The 16,645-nt window shown below is 35.4% G+C and carries 13 protein-coding genes; 6 read left to right on the plus strand and 7 right to left on the minus strand.

Annotated elements, in window-relative coordinates:
* Positions 1-227 precede the first annotated feature (227 nt).
* Positions 228-2,960, plus strand: coding sequence for a M16 family metallopeptidase (locus QWY78_RS01025; RefSeq protein WP_290215808.1), 2,733 nt, complete (start codon positions 228-230; stop codon positions 2,958-2,960).
* Between the two features lie 55 nt (positions 2,961-3,015).
* Here QWY78_RS01025 and QWY78_RS01030 read toward each other — a convergent pair whose 3' ends face one another.
* On the minus strand, positions 3,016-4,155 hold the full coding sequence (locus tag QWY78_RS01030; protein ID WP_290215809.1) for a serine hydrolase domain-containing protein: 1,140 nt from the start codon (positions 4,153-4,155) through the stop codon (positions 3,016-3,018).
* 339 nt (positions 4,156-4,494) lie between these two features.
* On the opposite strand from QWY78_RS01030, the gene QWY78_RS01035 reads away from it, so the two are divergent.
* On the plus strand, positions 4,495-5,421 hold the full coding sequence (locus QWY78_RS01035; protein ID WP_290215810.1) for a LamG-like jellyroll fold domain-containing protein: 927 nt from the start codon (positions 4,495-4,497) through the stop codon (positions 5,419-5,421).
* 79 nt (positions 5,422-5,500) lie between these two features.
* Here the strand turns inward: QWY78_RS01035 and QWY78_RS01040 are convergent, their stop codons facing one another.
* A complete protein-coding gene (locus QWY78_RS01040; RefSeq protein ID WP_290215811.1) occupies positions 5,501-8,863 on the minus strand; it encodes a methylmalonyl-CoA mutase family protein in 3,363 nt (1,120 codons plus the stop codon).
* 94 nt (positions 8,864-8,957) lie between these two features.
* Complete coding sequence (locus tag QWY78_RS01045) at positions 8,958-9,353, minus strand: hypothetical protein (protein ID WP_290215812.1); 396 nt, start codon at positions 9,351-9,353, stop codon at positions 8,958-8,960.
* Positions 9,354-9,510: 157 nt separating this feature from the next.
* Here QWY78_RS01045 and QWY78_RS01050 point away from each other — a divergent pair, with 157 nt between their 5' ends.
* Positions 9,511-9,843, plus strand: coding sequence for a hypothetical protein (locus tag QWY78_RS01050; RefSeq protein WP_290215813.1), 333 nt, complete (start codon positions 9,511-9,513; stop codon positions 9,841-9,843).
* Position 9,844: 1 nt separating this feature from the next.
* Here the strand turns inward: QWY78_RS01050 and QWY78_RS01055 are convergent, their stop codons facing one another.
* Complete coding sequence (locus QWY78_RS01055; RefSeq protein WP_290215814.1) at positions 9,845-11,287, minus strand: CotH kinase family protein; 1,443 nt, start codon at positions 11,285-11,287, stop codon at positions 9,845-9,847.
* A 328-nt stretch (positions 11,288-11,615) separates the two neighbouring features.
* Here QWY78_RS01055 and rplM point away from each other — a divergent pair, with 328 nt between their 5' ends.
* The 3 genes from rplM to rpsB all read left to right on the plus strand — a co-directional run bounded on the left by rplM (position 11,616) and on the right by rpsB (position 13,442).
* Complete coding sequence (rplM, locus tag QWY78_RS01060) at positions 11,616-12,071, plus strand: 50S ribosomal protein L13 (RefSeq protein WP_290215815.1); 456 nt, start codon at positions 11,616-11,618, stop codon at positions 12,069-12,071.
* A 5-nt stretch (positions 12,072-12,076) separates the two neighbouring features.
* Positions 12,077-12,463: a 30S ribosomal protein S9 gene (gene rpsI / locus QWY78_RS01065; protein ID WP_143851895.1), complete on the plus strand. Its 387-nt coding sequence runs from the start codon at positions 12,077-12,079 to the stop codon at positions 12,461-12,463.
* A 196-nt stretch (positions 12,464-12,659) separates the two neighbouring features.
* Complete coding sequence (rpsB, locus tag QWY78_RS01070) at positions 12,660-13,442, plus strand: 30S ribosomal protein S2 (protein ID WP_290215816.1); 783 nt, start codon at positions 12,660-12,662, stop codon at positions 13,440-13,442.
* 87 nt (positions 13,443-13,529) lie between these two features.
* Here the strand turns inward: rpsB and QWY78_RS01075 are convergent, their stop codons facing one another.
* The 3 genes from QWY78_RS01075 to QWY78_RS01085 form a co-directional block, all read right to left on the minus strand.
* A complete protein-coding gene (locus QWY78_RS01075; RefSeq protein WP_290215817.1) occupies positions 13,530-13,958 on the minus strand; it encodes an OsmC family protein in 429 nt (142 codons plus the stop codon).
* Positions 13,959-14,112: 154 nt separating this feature from the next.
* Positions 14,113-15,435 carry a DUF58 domain-containing protein gene (locus QWY78_RS01080; RefSeq protein ID WP_290215818.1) on the minus strand — a complete coding sequence of 441 codons (1,323 nt, stop codon included), beginning with the start codon at positions 15,433-15,435 and terminating at the stop codon, positions 14,113-14,115.
* Positions 15,436-15,611: 176 nt separating this feature from the next.
* A complete protein-coding gene (locus tag QWY78_RS01085; RefSeq protein WP_290215819.1) occupies positions 15,612-16,619 on the minus strand; it encodes an AAA family ATPase in 1,008 nt (335 codons plus the stop codon).
* Positions 16,620-16,645 lie beyond the last annotated feature (26 nt).

Raw genomic sequence — 16,645 nt, forward strand, 5'->3', positions numbered from 1 at the left:
CTGAGGAACTTTTGCCTCAAACTTTTATTATCAAAATAGATGAAAACAAAGCATTAACCATTACTTAAAAATTTCTTAAATAATAAAATCCTTTTTAAAGCAGATTAAAATATACTTTCTTCAAATTAAAAAGCCAATTCATTGAAATTTAACAAATATTTATACTTTATATTAAACAATAAAGCCTTTATCTTCTTAAATTTGAGCATTAATTAAAAACAGAAACCATGAAAAAAATGCTATTCAGCTTAAGTTTGATGCTGGTCTTCACAATTCCTGCTTTAACTTTTGCACAAAAAACAGAAACACCAAAATACATCGGAAACGTAGAAGGAATAAAAGAATATTCCCTGAATAACGGAATGAAAATTTTGCTGATTCCAGATGGATCGCAAAGCAATATGGTCGTGAATATCGTCTATAATGTTGGTTCCAAAGACGAAGGATATGGCGAAAAAGGAATGGCGCATTTGCTGGAACATATGCTTTTTAAAAGCACCAAAAATTTGGGCGACATCAAAAAGCAACTTTCCGACAAAGGTGGTGTTGCAAACGGAACAACCTATTACGACCGCACGAATTATTACGAAATTTTTCCGTCCAATGATGAAAATCTGAAGTGGGCGATCAATATGGAAGCAGACCGAATGGTCAACGCCACTATTTTACAATCTGACCTCGACAAAGAATTTTCTGTGGTAAGAAATGAGTTTGAGATTGGGGAAAATCAGCCCACTGGAGTTTTGATGGAAAAAGTTTTTTCAACTGCTTATATGTGGCACAACTACGGTAATTCAACCATCGGAAGTAAAGAAGATATCGAACGTGTAAAAGCGCCAACTTTAAGAAAATTCTACGAAAAATATTATCAACCCGATAATGCAACATTAATCATCGCCGGAAAATTTGATGAAGCAAATGCACTGAAATATATTGCAGAGAATTTCTCCATCATACCAAAACCCACCAGAACTTTAGGGGGAACTTACACGGTAGAACCACCGCAAGATGGAGAAAAAACGGTAGAGGTAAAACGTGCAGGAGAAAGTAAACTGGTTTCTGCGGCGTATCACACTGCTGCTTATGCTGATAAAGATTTTGCTGCTTTGGCTGCATTGGGTGAAGTTTTAACTGCAAATCCTTCCGGATATTTATATAAAAGTTTGGTAGAAACTCAAAAAGTTTCCAGCATTTGGGTTTATTCACCCGAAGTAAGAGATCCTGGATTGATGTATTTCAATTTTGATGTACCGAAAGACAAAGATTTGAATGTAACTGAAAACCTCGTAAAAACTGAACTCGACAAAATTGCAGACATTAAATACACCAATGAAGATTTGGAAAGAGCAAAATCGAAATTGCTCAAACAAATTGCCGATAATAAAAATAATACCATTAATTATACGATTTCGCTAACGGAAATTATTGGCGCTGGAGATTATAAACTCGCTTTTTTGTACCGCGATAATGTAGAAAACTTAACTGTTGCGGATCTTAATAGAGTTGCCCAAAAATATTTCAAAAGCAATAACCGAACAACTGGTCTTTTCGTGCCTTCTGCAAATGAAACAAGAGTAGAACCCGCAGAATTTCTTCCCAACCAAATCGCTTCATTAACTGCCAATTACAAAGGAAAAGCATTAGAAAAAGAGGTGGCTCCTTTTGAAGCAAGTATTGCGAATTTGAAAAAAAACCTTACCGAAGGAGTTCTTTCCAATGGCATGAAATACGGCTTAATTAATAAAGAAGTGAAAGGCGACAAAGTGATAGCAAATTTCAAATTTCTTCTCGGTAACGAAAAAGATTTAGCCGGTAAAAACCAAATCGGAAGTTTTACTGCCTCACTTTTAAATGCCGGAACGAAAACAAAAACCAAAGAGCAAATTCAGGATCGACTCGACCAACTGAAATCTTCAATTAACACCAGAATTTTTGGACAAAATTTGATAATTTCTATAAATACTTACAAAAATAACTTCCCAGAAGTGATGACGATTTTGAAAGATATGTTGACTAATTCTACCTTTCCACAAAATGAAATCACCAAAAGTATTTCTGAGGAAACCACTTATTTGGAAGGACAATTGAAAGACCCACAAGCAATTGCAGGAAATGAATTACAAAGAATTTCTGCACCTTATCCGAAAGAAAGTGTTTTCTACACCCCATCAATGCAGGAAGAAATAGACAACAGCAAAAAAATTACCCGTGATCAAATCGTAGATTTTTACCAAAATATTTTGGGAGCCAATAATGGGTTCGGAACGGTTTTAGGAAATGTAGATGCGAAAACCGCCGTTTCTTCTTTGGAAAACACTTTCGGGAAATGGAATGCAAAATCAAAATATACCGAAGTGAAACCGACCTATTTCGAAACCAAAAAATTAGATAAAAATTTCATCACTCCAGACAAAGAAAATGCAATGGCATTGGGAACAGAGAGTTTCAAAATGGATCAGAAAAGTGCAGATTATCCTGCCTTAGTTCTAGCGAATGAAATTTTGGGAAGTGGCGGATTTTTATTAGCAAGACTTCCGATGAGGTTGCGCGAAAAAGAAGGAATCAGCTATGGAGTTGGTTCTTTCCTTGATATTCCAGTTTCCAATGAGGTCGCTTCTTGGGGATATTACGCTTTACTGAATCCAACAAAAAGAGATGCCGTAGAAAAAGCGGTGAAAGAAGAAGTAAGTAAAGCTTTGAAAGATGGTTTCACCGAAGATGAATTGGTAACCAACAAAAAAAGCTACGCAAACATCCAAAAAACCATGTTGGGATTAGACAACACCTTGATTAATTTGGTCAACAGAAAATTGCAATATGGCGTTTCTTTGGATGAATATGATGCACTTCAAACCAAAATTCAAGGATTAAAATTAGAGGACGTAAATGCTGCACTCCGAAAATATTTGAGTTTAGACCGATTAACTTCGGTGTATGCAGGAGACTTTAATAAGAAATAGATCGTATTTAAATAAATATAATCCGACTTAGAAATAGGTCGGATTATTTTTAGCGCTAAAGTATAGGTTTAACCATTTCCTTTCTTAATTCGCTCACCGTTTGCTGAATAACATCAGTAATTTTTTTCACCTCTTTGTGTGGGTTAAAAATTGCGTTTTTACCCGTCAATTCATTGGCGATATTCGATAAAATAATCGCTGATGTTTCGCTCTCTGGATAATAAATCAAAAGCGATGGTGCACCCTTCACATAACCCGTATGAAAGTAAGCGAGTGGTTTTCCTACATTCATCATGATCCCAAAACCGTAACCCATTTTCCCTAAAATCGGATGATTTCGATCGGAAGATTTTTCCAGCAACTTTTTTAAAGATTCTGGCTTTAGAATTTTTCCTTGATATAATGAAGAATTCCATTGGTGCAGATCATTTACACTTGATAAAATTCCGCCGGCCGGAACACTGATGGATTCATGAGCGAGTCGTTTCGGCATGTTTTCAACTTCAGTGAAGTTTTTGGAATTTCCTACAAAAGCACTTGCCAAATTTTTTCCTTGATAAGTATTGGCCGTGAAGGAATTTTTCATTCCCACTTTCTCAAAGAGTTCTTGTAAATTTTCATCATATGATTTTCCCGAAACTTTTTCGATGATTTTTCCTAAAAGGAAATATCCTTTGTTGGAATAATTAAATTTTTCACCGGGTTTCGAAAGTAAACCATGCCCGAAATCACTGATTCCCGAAGTGTGATTCAATAATTCTTTGATCGTGATATTTTCAAATTCTTTTGGTTGAAATTCCGTCAAATATTTTGAAACTTTATCATTGATAGAAATTTTCCCCAAATCTTCCTGCAGTAAAATAAGGACTGCCGTAAATTGTTTACTCACCGAAGCTATCGCAAAAACAGAATTACGGTCCAGATTTTTCTTTTGCTTAAAATTCTCAAAACCATTTTCTTTTTGATATAGAACTTCTCCATTTTTAAGAACGGAAACAGAACCATTAAAATCATACTTTGAAAAAACGGAATCAATCTGTTGTTTCAATAATTTTTTCTGGAAATTGGAAATGGTAGAATCAATGAGCGCATTTCTTGCCGTAGTATGTTCAGCCATTTTTTCTACTTCAGACTTGCAGGAAAATAGGAACATTAATAAAAACAGAAAATAAATCGCGCGAATATTTTGAATCACTTTTTGAAATTTTGATAAAAATAGAGAAATTATTTGAATGGATAAATTAGAAAAAATAATGGATAACAATCCGGATCAGCCTAGAAATTAAATTTTTTTTTAAAGACACCAAATTTAAAGCAATGACATTTGTCATTTTCAAGTAAAGCTAATGGCTATTTTTTTGAAAAAATAAAGATAAGCGGTAACTTTAAGTAAAGAAAGACAGAGGCACAATTTTACACGAGCATTTCTGATTGTACTTTTTTGAAAGATGAAATTTTTAACATCTACATGTTTTTAAGTAAAATAGGCAGACTTACTGAATGCTGATAAAATAATAACTTTAAATACTACACAATGAAAACACATCTATTGATAACAGGCTTTTTGTTACTTCCAATTTTATTTTTTGGTCAAGTATTGGTCAATGATCATTTCGAAGATGATGCATTAGGAGCACTTCCTGCGGGTTATGTCATTTCATACAATGGAACAGGAACCGCAAATCAAAAAGTGGTAGACAATCCTGTAAAAAACGGATCGCACGCCTTTCAATTGGAAGGCAGAAGCGGCTGGTCGTCTGAAATCAACAAACCCGTAACCTTTCCCGATTTGGTAACCACCGAAACTTGGCTGAATGTAACTTTAGCTGCAGATGGCATTTCTGCAGGATTCGGAATCGGCGATATGAACACGGGAACTTGGGGGACTAGGGTTTCTCGACTAGAATTCATGAACAATGGGAGAATATACATGACCTATTACGCCGGCTCTTCTGGACCACGCTATCTTTTGTCTGTTCCTTACCAAGCCAATCAGTGGTATCATGTAAAAATTGAGCATAATTTAACCACCAAAAAAGCAAAGGTTTATATTGATGGAGAGCAGGTTACCGGATCCTTAAACGGTCTGGGCTATTACGAATTTGATTTACAATCAAGCATTACTCCTACTCAGCTAATATTGATGGCCGGAAATGCAGGAAACACGAGGGCTATTTTTGATGATGTGAAAGTTTATCCTACCGATGGCTTAGCTACCTTTGAAAGTACAAAAGGGCAAATCGCCATTTATTTAACTGAAAATCAGGAGGAATTATTTGTTAAAAACATGGAGAATCCATTCGCTTATAAGGTGTATGATGCCACAGGAAAACTCATCAAAAAAGGTGAATTAGTTCAAAACTCAATTCCTATTTCTCACCTGAAACCCGGAGTTTATATTTTAACAGGGACTGATAAATATGGAAAAGAATTTTCTAAAAAATTTCTGAAAAGGAAATAATTTGAATGATTAACCTAAAAAAGAAAATCTCCCAATTTGTAGGAGATTTTCTTTTTTTTAAATTATTTTTACTGACAATTTACATATTTCTCCTATACATTCCACCCACTTCAAACAACGCATTTGTAATCTGTCCGAGTGAACAATATTTCACCGCTTCCATCATTTTTTCGAAAAGATTTTCTTGGTTGATAGCTGCAGTTTGCAAATCTTTCAAAATCTGCTCGCTTTTATCGGCGTGAGATTTCTGGAAATTTTCTAAATTCTGAATCTGCAGTTGCTTTTCTTCTTCAGTAGAACGAATCACTTCTCGTGGTAAAACGGTCGGTGAACCATCTTTTCCGAGGAAAGTATTTACACCAATAATCGGATATTCTCCGGTATGTTTCAGCATTTCGTAATGCATCGATTCTTCCTGAATTTTCGAGCGTTGATACATGGTTTCCATGGCACCCAAAACGCCGCCTCTTTCGGTGATTCGGTCGAATTCGCTATAAACAGCTTCTTCTACCAAATCAGTTAATTCTTCAATAATGAAAGAACCTTGCAGCGGATTTTCATTTTTAGCTAAACCTAATTCTTTATTTATAATCAACTGAATTGCCATGGCTCTTCTCACAGAATCCTCAGTCGGAGTCGTGATTGCTTCATCATAAGCATTGGTGTGCAGTGAGTTACAATTGTCATAAATCGCATACAAAGCCTGCAAAGTAGTTCGGATATCGTTAAAATCAATTTCTTGTGCGTGCAAAGATCGTCCGGAAGTTTGAATATGATATTTCAACATCTGGCTTCTTTCGTTTGCGTGGTATTTGAACCTCATCGCTTTTGCCCAAATTTTTCTTGCAACACGACCTATTACGGCGTATTCTGGATCGACTCCATTTGAAAAGAAAAAAGATAAATTTGGTGCGAAATCATTGATATTCATTCCGCGACTTAAGTAATATTCCACGTACGTAAATCCATTTGCCAAGGTAAATGCCAACTGCGTAATCGGATTTGCGCCCGCTTCTGCAATATGATAGCCGGAAATAGATACGGAATAAAAATTTCGAACTTTCTGATCGATAAAATATTGCTGTACATCACCCATCAATCTCAAGGCAAATTCCGTAGAAAAAATACAGGTATTTTGTGCTTGATCTTCTTTTAAAATATCTGCCTGAACCGTACCGCGAACGGTTGCGATGGTCTCTAATTTTATTTTGTTGTACGTTTCGGCATCAATTACTTCGTCGCCGGTAAGACCTAACAATTTTAAACCTAACCCATTATTTCCTTTTGGAAGTGCTCCTTCGTAAGCAGGTCTTTTCAAACCTTGATCTTCAAATTTAGCTTTGAGTTTTTCTTCTACTTTTTCCCAAAGATTATTTTCAGACAAATATTTTTCTACATTTTGATCGATGGCTGCATTCATAAAAAACGCCAACAGCATTGGTGCAGGTCCATTAATCGTCATTGAAACCGAAGTCATGGCATTGACCAAATCAAACCCGGAATAGAGTTTTTTAGCATCGTCCAAAGTCGCAATGGAAACACCAGCATTTCCGATCTTACCAAATACATCGGGCGGGAAACCAGGATCCTGACCATATAAAGTCACCGAATCGAACGCGGTAGATAAGCGCTTTGCATCCATATCTGCAGATACGTAGTGGAACCTTCGGTTCGTTCTTTCGGGGCCACCTTCTCCGGCAAACATTCTGGTTGGATCTTCACCGGTTCTTTTGAAAGGGAAAAGTCCGGCGGTATAAGGAAATTGACCAGGTACATTTTCCTGTCCTTTCCATCGAAGCAAATCTCCCCAATCCTGAAATTTGGGTAAAGATATTTTTGAAATTTTTAGATGGGATAAAGATTCATATTTGGTTTCCACTTTAATTTCTTTGCCACGAACGAAATAGGAATAAGCGTCTCCCGACATTTCTTCTTTAAAGTTTTTCCACCCTTTTAGGAAAGCTATATTTTCTTCGGATAATTCTTTTTTCGTTTTAAGGAAAACCTTCTCTAGTTTCTCTGTGGTATGCAGATCATCGGTGATGAGAACTTTTGCACCTTCTAAAAGATACATTCTTTTGGCGATGAGCGCCTGACTTTCAACCTCTTTATCATATACTCGATTACTTTCCACAATTTCTGAAAGATAGCGGACCCGCTTGGGAGGGATCACCGTAGAATCTTCGGAAACATTTTGTTCAACATATTCCTGAAGGTTTAAATCTCTAAATTTTTCGTTTACTTTTTGAACCAAGGCATTATACAATTCCGTCATGCCGTAATCATTAAATTGGCTTGCTTTCGTTGCAAAAACCGGCATTGCTTCTAAGGGTTGGTCAAAAGCGGTATGGTTTCTCTGATAGGTTTTCCGAACGGCTTGGAGTGCATCTAAAGCACCACGTTTGTCGGATTTGTTTAAAGCGATCAAGTCGGCATAATCCAGCATGTCAATTTTTTCCAATTGGGTAGACGCTCCGTATTCAGGTGTCATCACATACATGGAAACATCTGCAATATCGGTAATTTCCGAACCTGATTGGCCGATTCCTGAAGTTTCGAGAATGATGACATCTGGTTTTGCCAATTTTAAAACATCTAACGTAGAATGAATGAATTTGGAAACCGAAACATTATTCTCGCGGGTCGCCATGGAACGCATATAAACGCGCGGATCATTAATGGAATTCATACGAATACGGTCGCCTAAAAGCGCTCCACCTGTTTTCTTTTTAGAAGGATCTACGGAAACAATCGCGATTTTTTGAGCTGGATTTGCACGTAAAAAACGCCTAACCAATTCATCGGTTAAGGATGATTTTCCAGCACCACCAGTTCCGGTGATTCCGATAATTGGGATTTTGGAATCTTTCGCTTTTTCGTTTATGGCTTTTACCAGATCCTGCTTTTCATCTGAAAAATTTTCAACAGCGGAAATAACTTCAGCGATGGATTTTGAATCTTCGAATTTAATTTTATCCAAATCTGAAACTTCAATTTTTTCACCGGTTGCAAAATCTGATTTTTGCACCAGATCATTGATCATTCCCTGTAATCCCATTTCACGACCATCGTCGGGCGAATAGATTCGGTCAATGCCGTATTCCATTAATTCTCGGATTTCTTCGGGAAGTATTACACCGCCACCGCCGCCAAAAATTTTGATTTGAGGTGCCCCTTTTTGGCGCAAAAGATCATAGATGTATTTAAAATATTCATTGTGACCCCCTTGATAAGATGTTAAGGCAATGGCGTTGGCGTCTTCCTGAATCGCACAATTCACTACTTCTTCCGCAGATTTATCATGACCAAGATGAATAACTTCCGCTCCGGTTGCCTGAATCATTCTTCGCATAATATTGATGGCAGCGTCGTGTCCATCAAATAATGAAGCTGCTGTAACGACTCTGACTTTATTTTTGGGCGTATATTTTTGGGATTCCATAATTGAATTTAGGTTGTTTTCAAAGATAAGAAATTTTGAAAGTTATAGAAAAGAAAAACCCTTTCGAATTTCTCAAAAGGGTTTTAGGTAAAAATTATTCTTTCTTTAGTGTCCAAGTTCCAAGATTTGCGTCATCTATTTTCCAAGAACCAGAATAAGAATTGGGCGGTGTATTTAAAATATTTCCTAAAACGGTAAAGCCAGAAACACGAGATTGCACTTTATTGAACGACGGTCCAATTAATCCACCTTCAAAAGTTTCCGAAAAAGAATTCGTTGTAGAAACCCTTTTTACTTGAACGTAATTTTTCGCAGAAATTTCTATTCGCAACGTTCCTTGATCTGAACCGGAATAGGCTCCAACATAAACTCCTTTATATGGAGAAACGTAATTTTCTTCTGCTTTGCGATCCCAATAATTATCGGCCAATTGCTGACAAGAAGTAAAGGATAAAATAATCAGCAATAAACCTACTTTATAAAATCTCATTTGTTTTTTGTGCAAATATATATTTTCGAAATAAAATTTACAAGAGAAAAATCCCTTAAAAATCTTCATCAAAAAATAAAAAACACTTGGAATAAACGTTTTATTTAAAAATTGCTCAAACTTTAAAATTGAGTATTTTTGCTGAAATTAAATTCAAATGCAAAGAGCCTTACTTTATTTAGTCGCAGGAACCGGAATCAGTTTTTTATTGAACTACTTTCTTTTGGGCAGCCAAGGTTGGGAATTGGATTTATATTACGGCTTTGCTTTTGGTCTGGCTTGGGGTGTTGCTTATTTTCTGGATGATGAAAAGTTTGCTCTTCCGCAGAAATTAATGTACTCTTTTTTAGGAATGGGGATTTTGATGGTCATAGGTTACTTCCTTTTTAATTTGGAATTGGCGGTGCCCTCGCTCATCAAGTTTTCTATGGTTTTTGTTGCCTATTATTTGATAGCGAGTTTTCGATCTTCGAAATCATTACGATCTTAATTTAATTTTTCGGAATTGAAGACGCTTTTTGAGTGAAAAAATTATTTTGATCATTTGATAAAAGTCGGTATCGTGTTTGGTTTCCCCAACTTGCAGGTCGATCAGAAAGCGTCATATCTTCTCCAGTATCATTGGTAATAAATGCAGAAATTTTCCCTTGCCAATTCAAAATTCTTTGTTGGCTGTAAGTGCTGTAGAACAAATCGTATTTTTTGTCAACTAAATCATTCAAATATTTCACGTACTGCGTTTTGTATTCTGGAATGGTTAAAATTTTTGCGACTAATGGATTCTCGGCATCTTTTCCCCATTGCAAAGGATTTTGCAAACCTGAATCAGTCATCAAATAAGAAGTTCCCAAAGTGTTGTCATAATCATAAGGAATGAAATAAAATTGATTATCTGAATCGAAATAAAAGTAAAAATTATTTTTGTTATTCCAGTAATCATCCCACATTCCGAGAGTTACGTTGACTGCATAAGTTTTCAGGAAAAGATTCACATCCATTTTGGTAGCCACATAATTTTTAAGATCAGTCCCAGATTTTGAATTGATTTGGGTGATAAAATCAACCAATTGGGTTTTTGCATTTTCTAAACCACTGCTTTTTCCTTTGAAATCATAAACTGGTGAATAGTTAGATGTTAAAGTTACTTTCTCGATTCCCATTCTTTCCGGCGCAGTTGAAATATTTTTAAGATCGGCTCCATAACTTGCTTTCCATAAATTTCCATTGGTATTATTAAAGAAAGAATTTCTGTTTGCCAAAAACGTATCATCTACGGGTTCAATCATTTGATAAACTCCGAAATAAGCGGCTTTTGCATCTCCTTTAATTTTAATGGTCAATTTACAATAGCTCGACTGTGGCGCAGTCCAAACTCCAAATTTTTCAAATAAATCATAGGAATACACCTCTCGAACATAATTGGGATCGTCCTTAAACCATTTTAAAATTACTTTTTCCGAATCATGAAATTGTTGGGTTTTCCGATATTTTTTAAAGTTTACGGTAAAACTTGCGTGTTTCCAATCGGGATTGGTTGCATTATGCATTTCTCCTGTATTTCCTTCTGGTCTTCTTCTGCTTGTATTTCCGCGCAATCTTACGCCAATACTGTCTAATTTTTCTGGAGTTCCATTTTTATTAAAGGAGAAGTTTCCCACGATATATTCTTCGTTGTGGGGATTTTGGTCGTAATAAGATAAAATTTTGTTCCATTCTTCTTTAGAAATCTCCAGGTTAATATCAGGGACAGCATTTATATCATAAATATATTTTTGCGAAGCAGAAAGAGTGTATGGATTATCGTAAGGCTGTTGCACGAGTTCAATAGGTGGCTTGGGCTCTTCTGGTTTTATGGGAATAATTTCGCTATTTCGACAAGAAATTATAAGAAAAACACTAACGATAAGAAGAAAATATTTGGAATAAAATTTCATGAATACATTTTAAACAAATTTAAACCAAAAATAATGATGCTGATCGATAAACTTATTCGATTCAAAAATTTAGCTATGTATTTGTGAATTCAAATTTATGAAGACTCATAAACACAATCCCTAAGGGCTGGAATCTTGATGAATGTTAAAGAAATTTTTCAATCTTTTGGGGAAGAGGAAAAAAATACCTTTTTTCAGTCTAATTGTAAGGGGAATTTTGATAAACTCATAAATATTTTTATGAATCTATATTATATAATAGAAAAAAAATTCATACCTTTGCACACCCGTTTTGGGGAAAATTATGTTTAATCGTAAACGAAAAAGTGTGAATACATTAAGTTACAAAACCGTCTCAGCTAATAAAGCTACCGCAAATAAAGAATGGGTTGTGGTAGACGCTGAAGGACAACCTTTAGGAAGATTGGCTTCCAAGGTTGCAAAGATTTTGAGAGGGAAGCACAAAACGAATTTTACGCCTCACGCAGACTGCGGAGACAATGTAATCGTTTTGAATGCTGGAAAAATTACCCTTTCTGGAAACAAGTGGGCTGACAAAACTTACATTTGGCATACTGGCTATCCAGGTGGTCAAAAGTCAATGACTGCGCTCGAACTTCAAAAGAAAGATTCTTTGAAGGTATTGGAAAAATCTGTTAAAGGAATGCTTCCAAAAACCAAATTGGGATCTCAATTGTTTAAGAACCTTTATTTATATGAAGGAACCGACCACAAGCATGAAGCTCAGACACCAAAAGTAATTAATATTAACGAATTCAAATAATTAATATGTCAATAGTTCATAAAATTGGAAGAAGAAAAACTTCTGTTGCTAGAGTTTATGTGAGACCAGGTTCTGGTGTTGTCACCATAAACAAAAAGGATTCTAAGGAATACTTTGGAACTGACGTTTTGGTTTACAAAGTGAATCAACCATTTTTGTTAACAGAAACAGCAGGTCAATATGACGTGACTGTAAATGTTTTCGGTGGTGGAATCACGGGTCAAGCTGAAGCAATCAGACTCGCTATTTCTAGAGCCATGTGCGAAATCAACGAAGAAAACCGTTTGCTTTTGAAGCCACACGGATTGCTTACGAGAGATGCAAGAATGGTGGAAAGAAAAAAACCAGGTCAGAAAAAAGCGAGAAAGAAATTCCAATTCTCGAAACGTTAATACGAGACTTGAGATTATAAGATTTAAGATTAGAGACTTTCTTGTCTCATGTCTAATATCTACCAATCTCAGATCTAAATTAATCTATTATCTAACAAACAAAAATGCCCCGTTAGTTTAGCACCCAAACATTTCTCCCATCAAAGAAATTGTTGATTGCATAAAGCGGCACGTAAACTAAAAACAAAAAAGAGACATGGCAAAAGCAAATGTTAAAGACCTTTTAGAGGCAGGCGTACACTTCGGTCACATGACCCGTAAGTGGAATCCAAATATGGCTCCATACATTTTTATGGAGAAGAACGGTATTCACATCATCGACTTACATAAAACAGCTGTGAAATTAGATGAAGCTTGTTCAGCTTTAGAAAAAATCACTTCTGCAGGTAAAAAAGTTCTTTTCGTAGCAACTAAAAAGCAAGCGAAAGAAGTAGTTTCAAAATATGCTGCTGAACTTAACATGCCTTATATTACAGAAAGATGGCCAGGAGGAATGTTAACAAACTTTGTTACCATCCGTAAAGCCGTTAAAAAAATGAACCATATTGATAAAATGAAGAAAGACGGTACTTTCGAAACTTTATCTAAAAAAGAAAGACTACAAGTTGATCGTCAAAGAGCAAATTTGGAGAAAAACTTAGGTTCGATTTCTGACATGGTTCGTCTTCCATCAGCATTATTTATTGTTGATATTATGAAAGAGCACATCGCAGTAACTGAAGCGAAAAAATTAGGCATTCCTATTTTCGCAATCGTTGATACGAATTCTGATCCAAGAAAAGTAGAATACGTAATCCCAGGTAATGATGATGCTTCTAAATCAATTGATATGATCTTGAGCATTGTTTCATCATCAATCAAAGAAGGTTTATCTCAAAGAAAAGCCGATAAAGAAAAATCGAAAGAAGAAGGAGAAAAAGTATCAGCAGAAACTGATGCAGATTTTACTTCTGAAACTCCAGCTCCGACTGCAGAATAAGATTTTATCTACATACTAAAAAGAGCAGCGTTTTAAGAAACGTTGCTCTTTTTGTGTTTAATTTAAGAATTTCTAGGCAATCACTTTCTAGGCAATCACTTTCTCCCCATTCACAAAAACCTCATAATTCACCGTCACATTTGGTTCCATTGTTTTAGAAACCGAACAGTATTTTTCAAAAGAAAGTGAAGCGGCTCGTTCTGCTTTTTTTGGATCGATATTTCCGTCAACAAAAAATTTCACCAAAATAGTTTTGAAAGGTTTTGCTTCATCCACTTCAATTCTTTCGCCTTCTACTTCAGCAGAAAATTTTGTGATTTCTTGTCTTTGTTTTTTTAGGATCGAGACCATATCAATCCCGCTGCAACCTGCCACAGCCATCAAAATAGTTTCCATGGGCGAAACTCCTTCTGAGCTTTCAGATTGTGAATTATTGTTTAAAAGAATGGTGTTTCCTACAGCGTTTTTGCATTCAAATAAATAATCATCGTTGATTCTATTAAGGGTAATTTTCATATAATTTGGGTGATTTAACGGTTAATGAAAACCAGATTTTTTACTAATTTAGTCAAAAATACAACAAAGATGAACTGGTTTACTACGCTGCTAATTATTTTGGCTATTTACGGGATTGTGAACTATGCAGCGCACAAAACAAATAAATTTTAATTTACAAAATTCCTCTTGCTTTAATTTCCAAATATTTATTAATGACTTCGATGTTCAAATTTTCCGGTAAAGTATACAACGAGTAAATTCCATACTTCCGAAGTTCCTGAATAATGAGTTTCTTTTCGTATTCAAATTTTTCAGCAATGATTTCATCATACACTTCCTGGATGTTTTTCGGATTGCTATTGATTACCTTTTGCAGTTCAGAGTTTTTAAAGAAAACAATCACCAACAAATGATTTTTCGCAATTCCTCGCAAATATTTCATTTGACGGTTTACCGCATCTAAAGTTTCAAAATTGGTGAACAATAAAATCAAACTTCTTTGCCCAATCGTAAATTTTACATCTTGATACAATCGGTTGAAATCGCTTTCGTAGAAGTTGGTTTGAACATTATACAACATTTGAGAAATCTTTTTCAATTGCCCCGATTTGTTGTCGGCTGCAATTTTATTTTCGGCTTTTTTGGAAAATGTCATCATTCCGGCTCGATCATTTTTTTTGAGGATGATATGACTTAACGCCATCGTTGCATTGATCGAATAATCGAGTAAACTTAACCCATTGAAAGGCATTTGCATCGTTCTTCCAGTATCAATCAACATAAAAATACGTTGCGATTTTTCATCTTGAAACTGATTCACCATCAATTGATTTCTCTTGGAAGTTGCTTTCCAATTGATTGTTCGAACATCATCTCCTGGAACATATTCTTTGATTTGTTCAAATTCCATGGTGTGTCCGAGTTTTCGAACTTTCTTAATTCCACCCAAAAGAAATTCGTTTTGAAGTGCCATTAATTCGTATTTTCTTAGATGAATAAACGACGGATAACTCGGCAACATTGCATCTTTTTGAAAAGTAAATCGTCTGGAAACAAGTCCTAACGGAGATTCTGCAAAAACATTCAGATTCCCAAAACTATATTCGCCACGTTCTTTCGGTTCGAGAATATATTCAAATAATATGTTTTTGCGACTGGCTATATTTCTTTCAATCAAGAAATCTCGTTTTTGAAATTGAAACGGAATTTCATCAATTATTTTGGTTTTTACTTTAAAAGGATAATTATTTTTAATATCAATTTTAATGGAATTTTGATCGCCATTTGATAATTTTTCGAGCAAAACTCTTTGCGCTTGAATGGCATTTTTTTGGTTAAACAAAAACAGATAATCGACCATAAATGTAAGAATAACCAAGACCAAAAATCCATGAGTAACATTCATTAAAACCGGAAAGAAAAAAGCCAGAACATAGCAAATTCCCACTCCGAAAAGCGTGAAGAATAAGCGGTTATTGAGGTGTAGTTTTTTCATTTTTTTGTATTTAACCACAAAAGTTTTTCATTTTTAAAAGTTACTTTCAATCCGTTTTAAAGGTAGAAAAAAGCGTTGTTTTTATTATTGTGGGATATTTTTTTTAACCACAAAAGTCACAAAACTTTACTCATCCCAAAGACAAAACTTTTATGCCTTTTGTGGTTAAAAATTTTCTATCTCGGAATCTCAATCACTTCCAAGATTTGTCGGATGATTTCATCGGCGGTTAAACCTTCCATTTCTCTTTCGGGAGAAACCATCACTCGATGTCGAAGAACAGCAAAACTGGCTTCTTTGATGTCTTCTGGAGTCACAAAATCTCGTCCACGAACTGCGGCGAAAGCTTTTGAAGCCGTCAATAATGCCAAACTTGCTCTCGGTGAAGCTCCTAAATATAAGAACTGATTTTCTCTCGTATTCACAATAATTTTCGCAATATATTCTAACAATTGTTTTTCTACAATCACGTCTTTCACCAGATTTTGATAGTTTTTCAATTGCGTTCCAGAAATCACTTTTTGTACCGCATCTGTTTTATCTGCCAATTTATTTTCATGCTGGTTTTTGATGATTTCAACTTCCTGCGAAAGATTCGGATAACCCACATTTATTTTGAACAAAAACCGGTCGAGTTGCGCTTCAGGAAGTCGATACGTTCCTTCATGCTCAATCGGATTTTGCGTGGCAACCACCAAAAATGGTTCTTGCATTTCATATTGTTTTCCGTCCATTGTGATTTGTCTTTCTTCCATCACCTCAAACAAAGCAGATTGCGTTTTTGCTGGAGAACGGTTAATTTCATCAATCAAAATAAAGCTGGAAAAAATGGGTCCTTTTTTAAACTCAAATTCAGAATTTTTTACATTAAAAATGGACGTTCCCAAAATATCTGAAGGCATCAAATCGGGGGTAAACTGAATTCGGCTGAAACCAACATCAACGGTTTTTGCCAATAATTTTGCGGTAATGGTTTTCGCAACTCCTGGAACACCTTCGATGAGCACATGACCATTGGATAACAGTGCGACTAAAAGATGTTCGATCATTGATTCTTGACCGATGATGACTTTTCCAATTTCTGCTTTTACGTTTTCCAAACTTTGTCGAAGTTCGGTCATGTTTAAACGAGACTGAAATTCTGTATTGAGGTTTTCTTGATTTTGGTTTTCTAAATTTTCCATAATTATATTGCGTTGAATGGTCTGGT

The organism is Kaistella yonginensis (assembly GCF_030409525.1).
GTDB lineage: Bacteria > Bacteroidota > Bacteroidia > Flavobacteriales > Weeksellaceae > Kaistella > Kaistella yonginensis.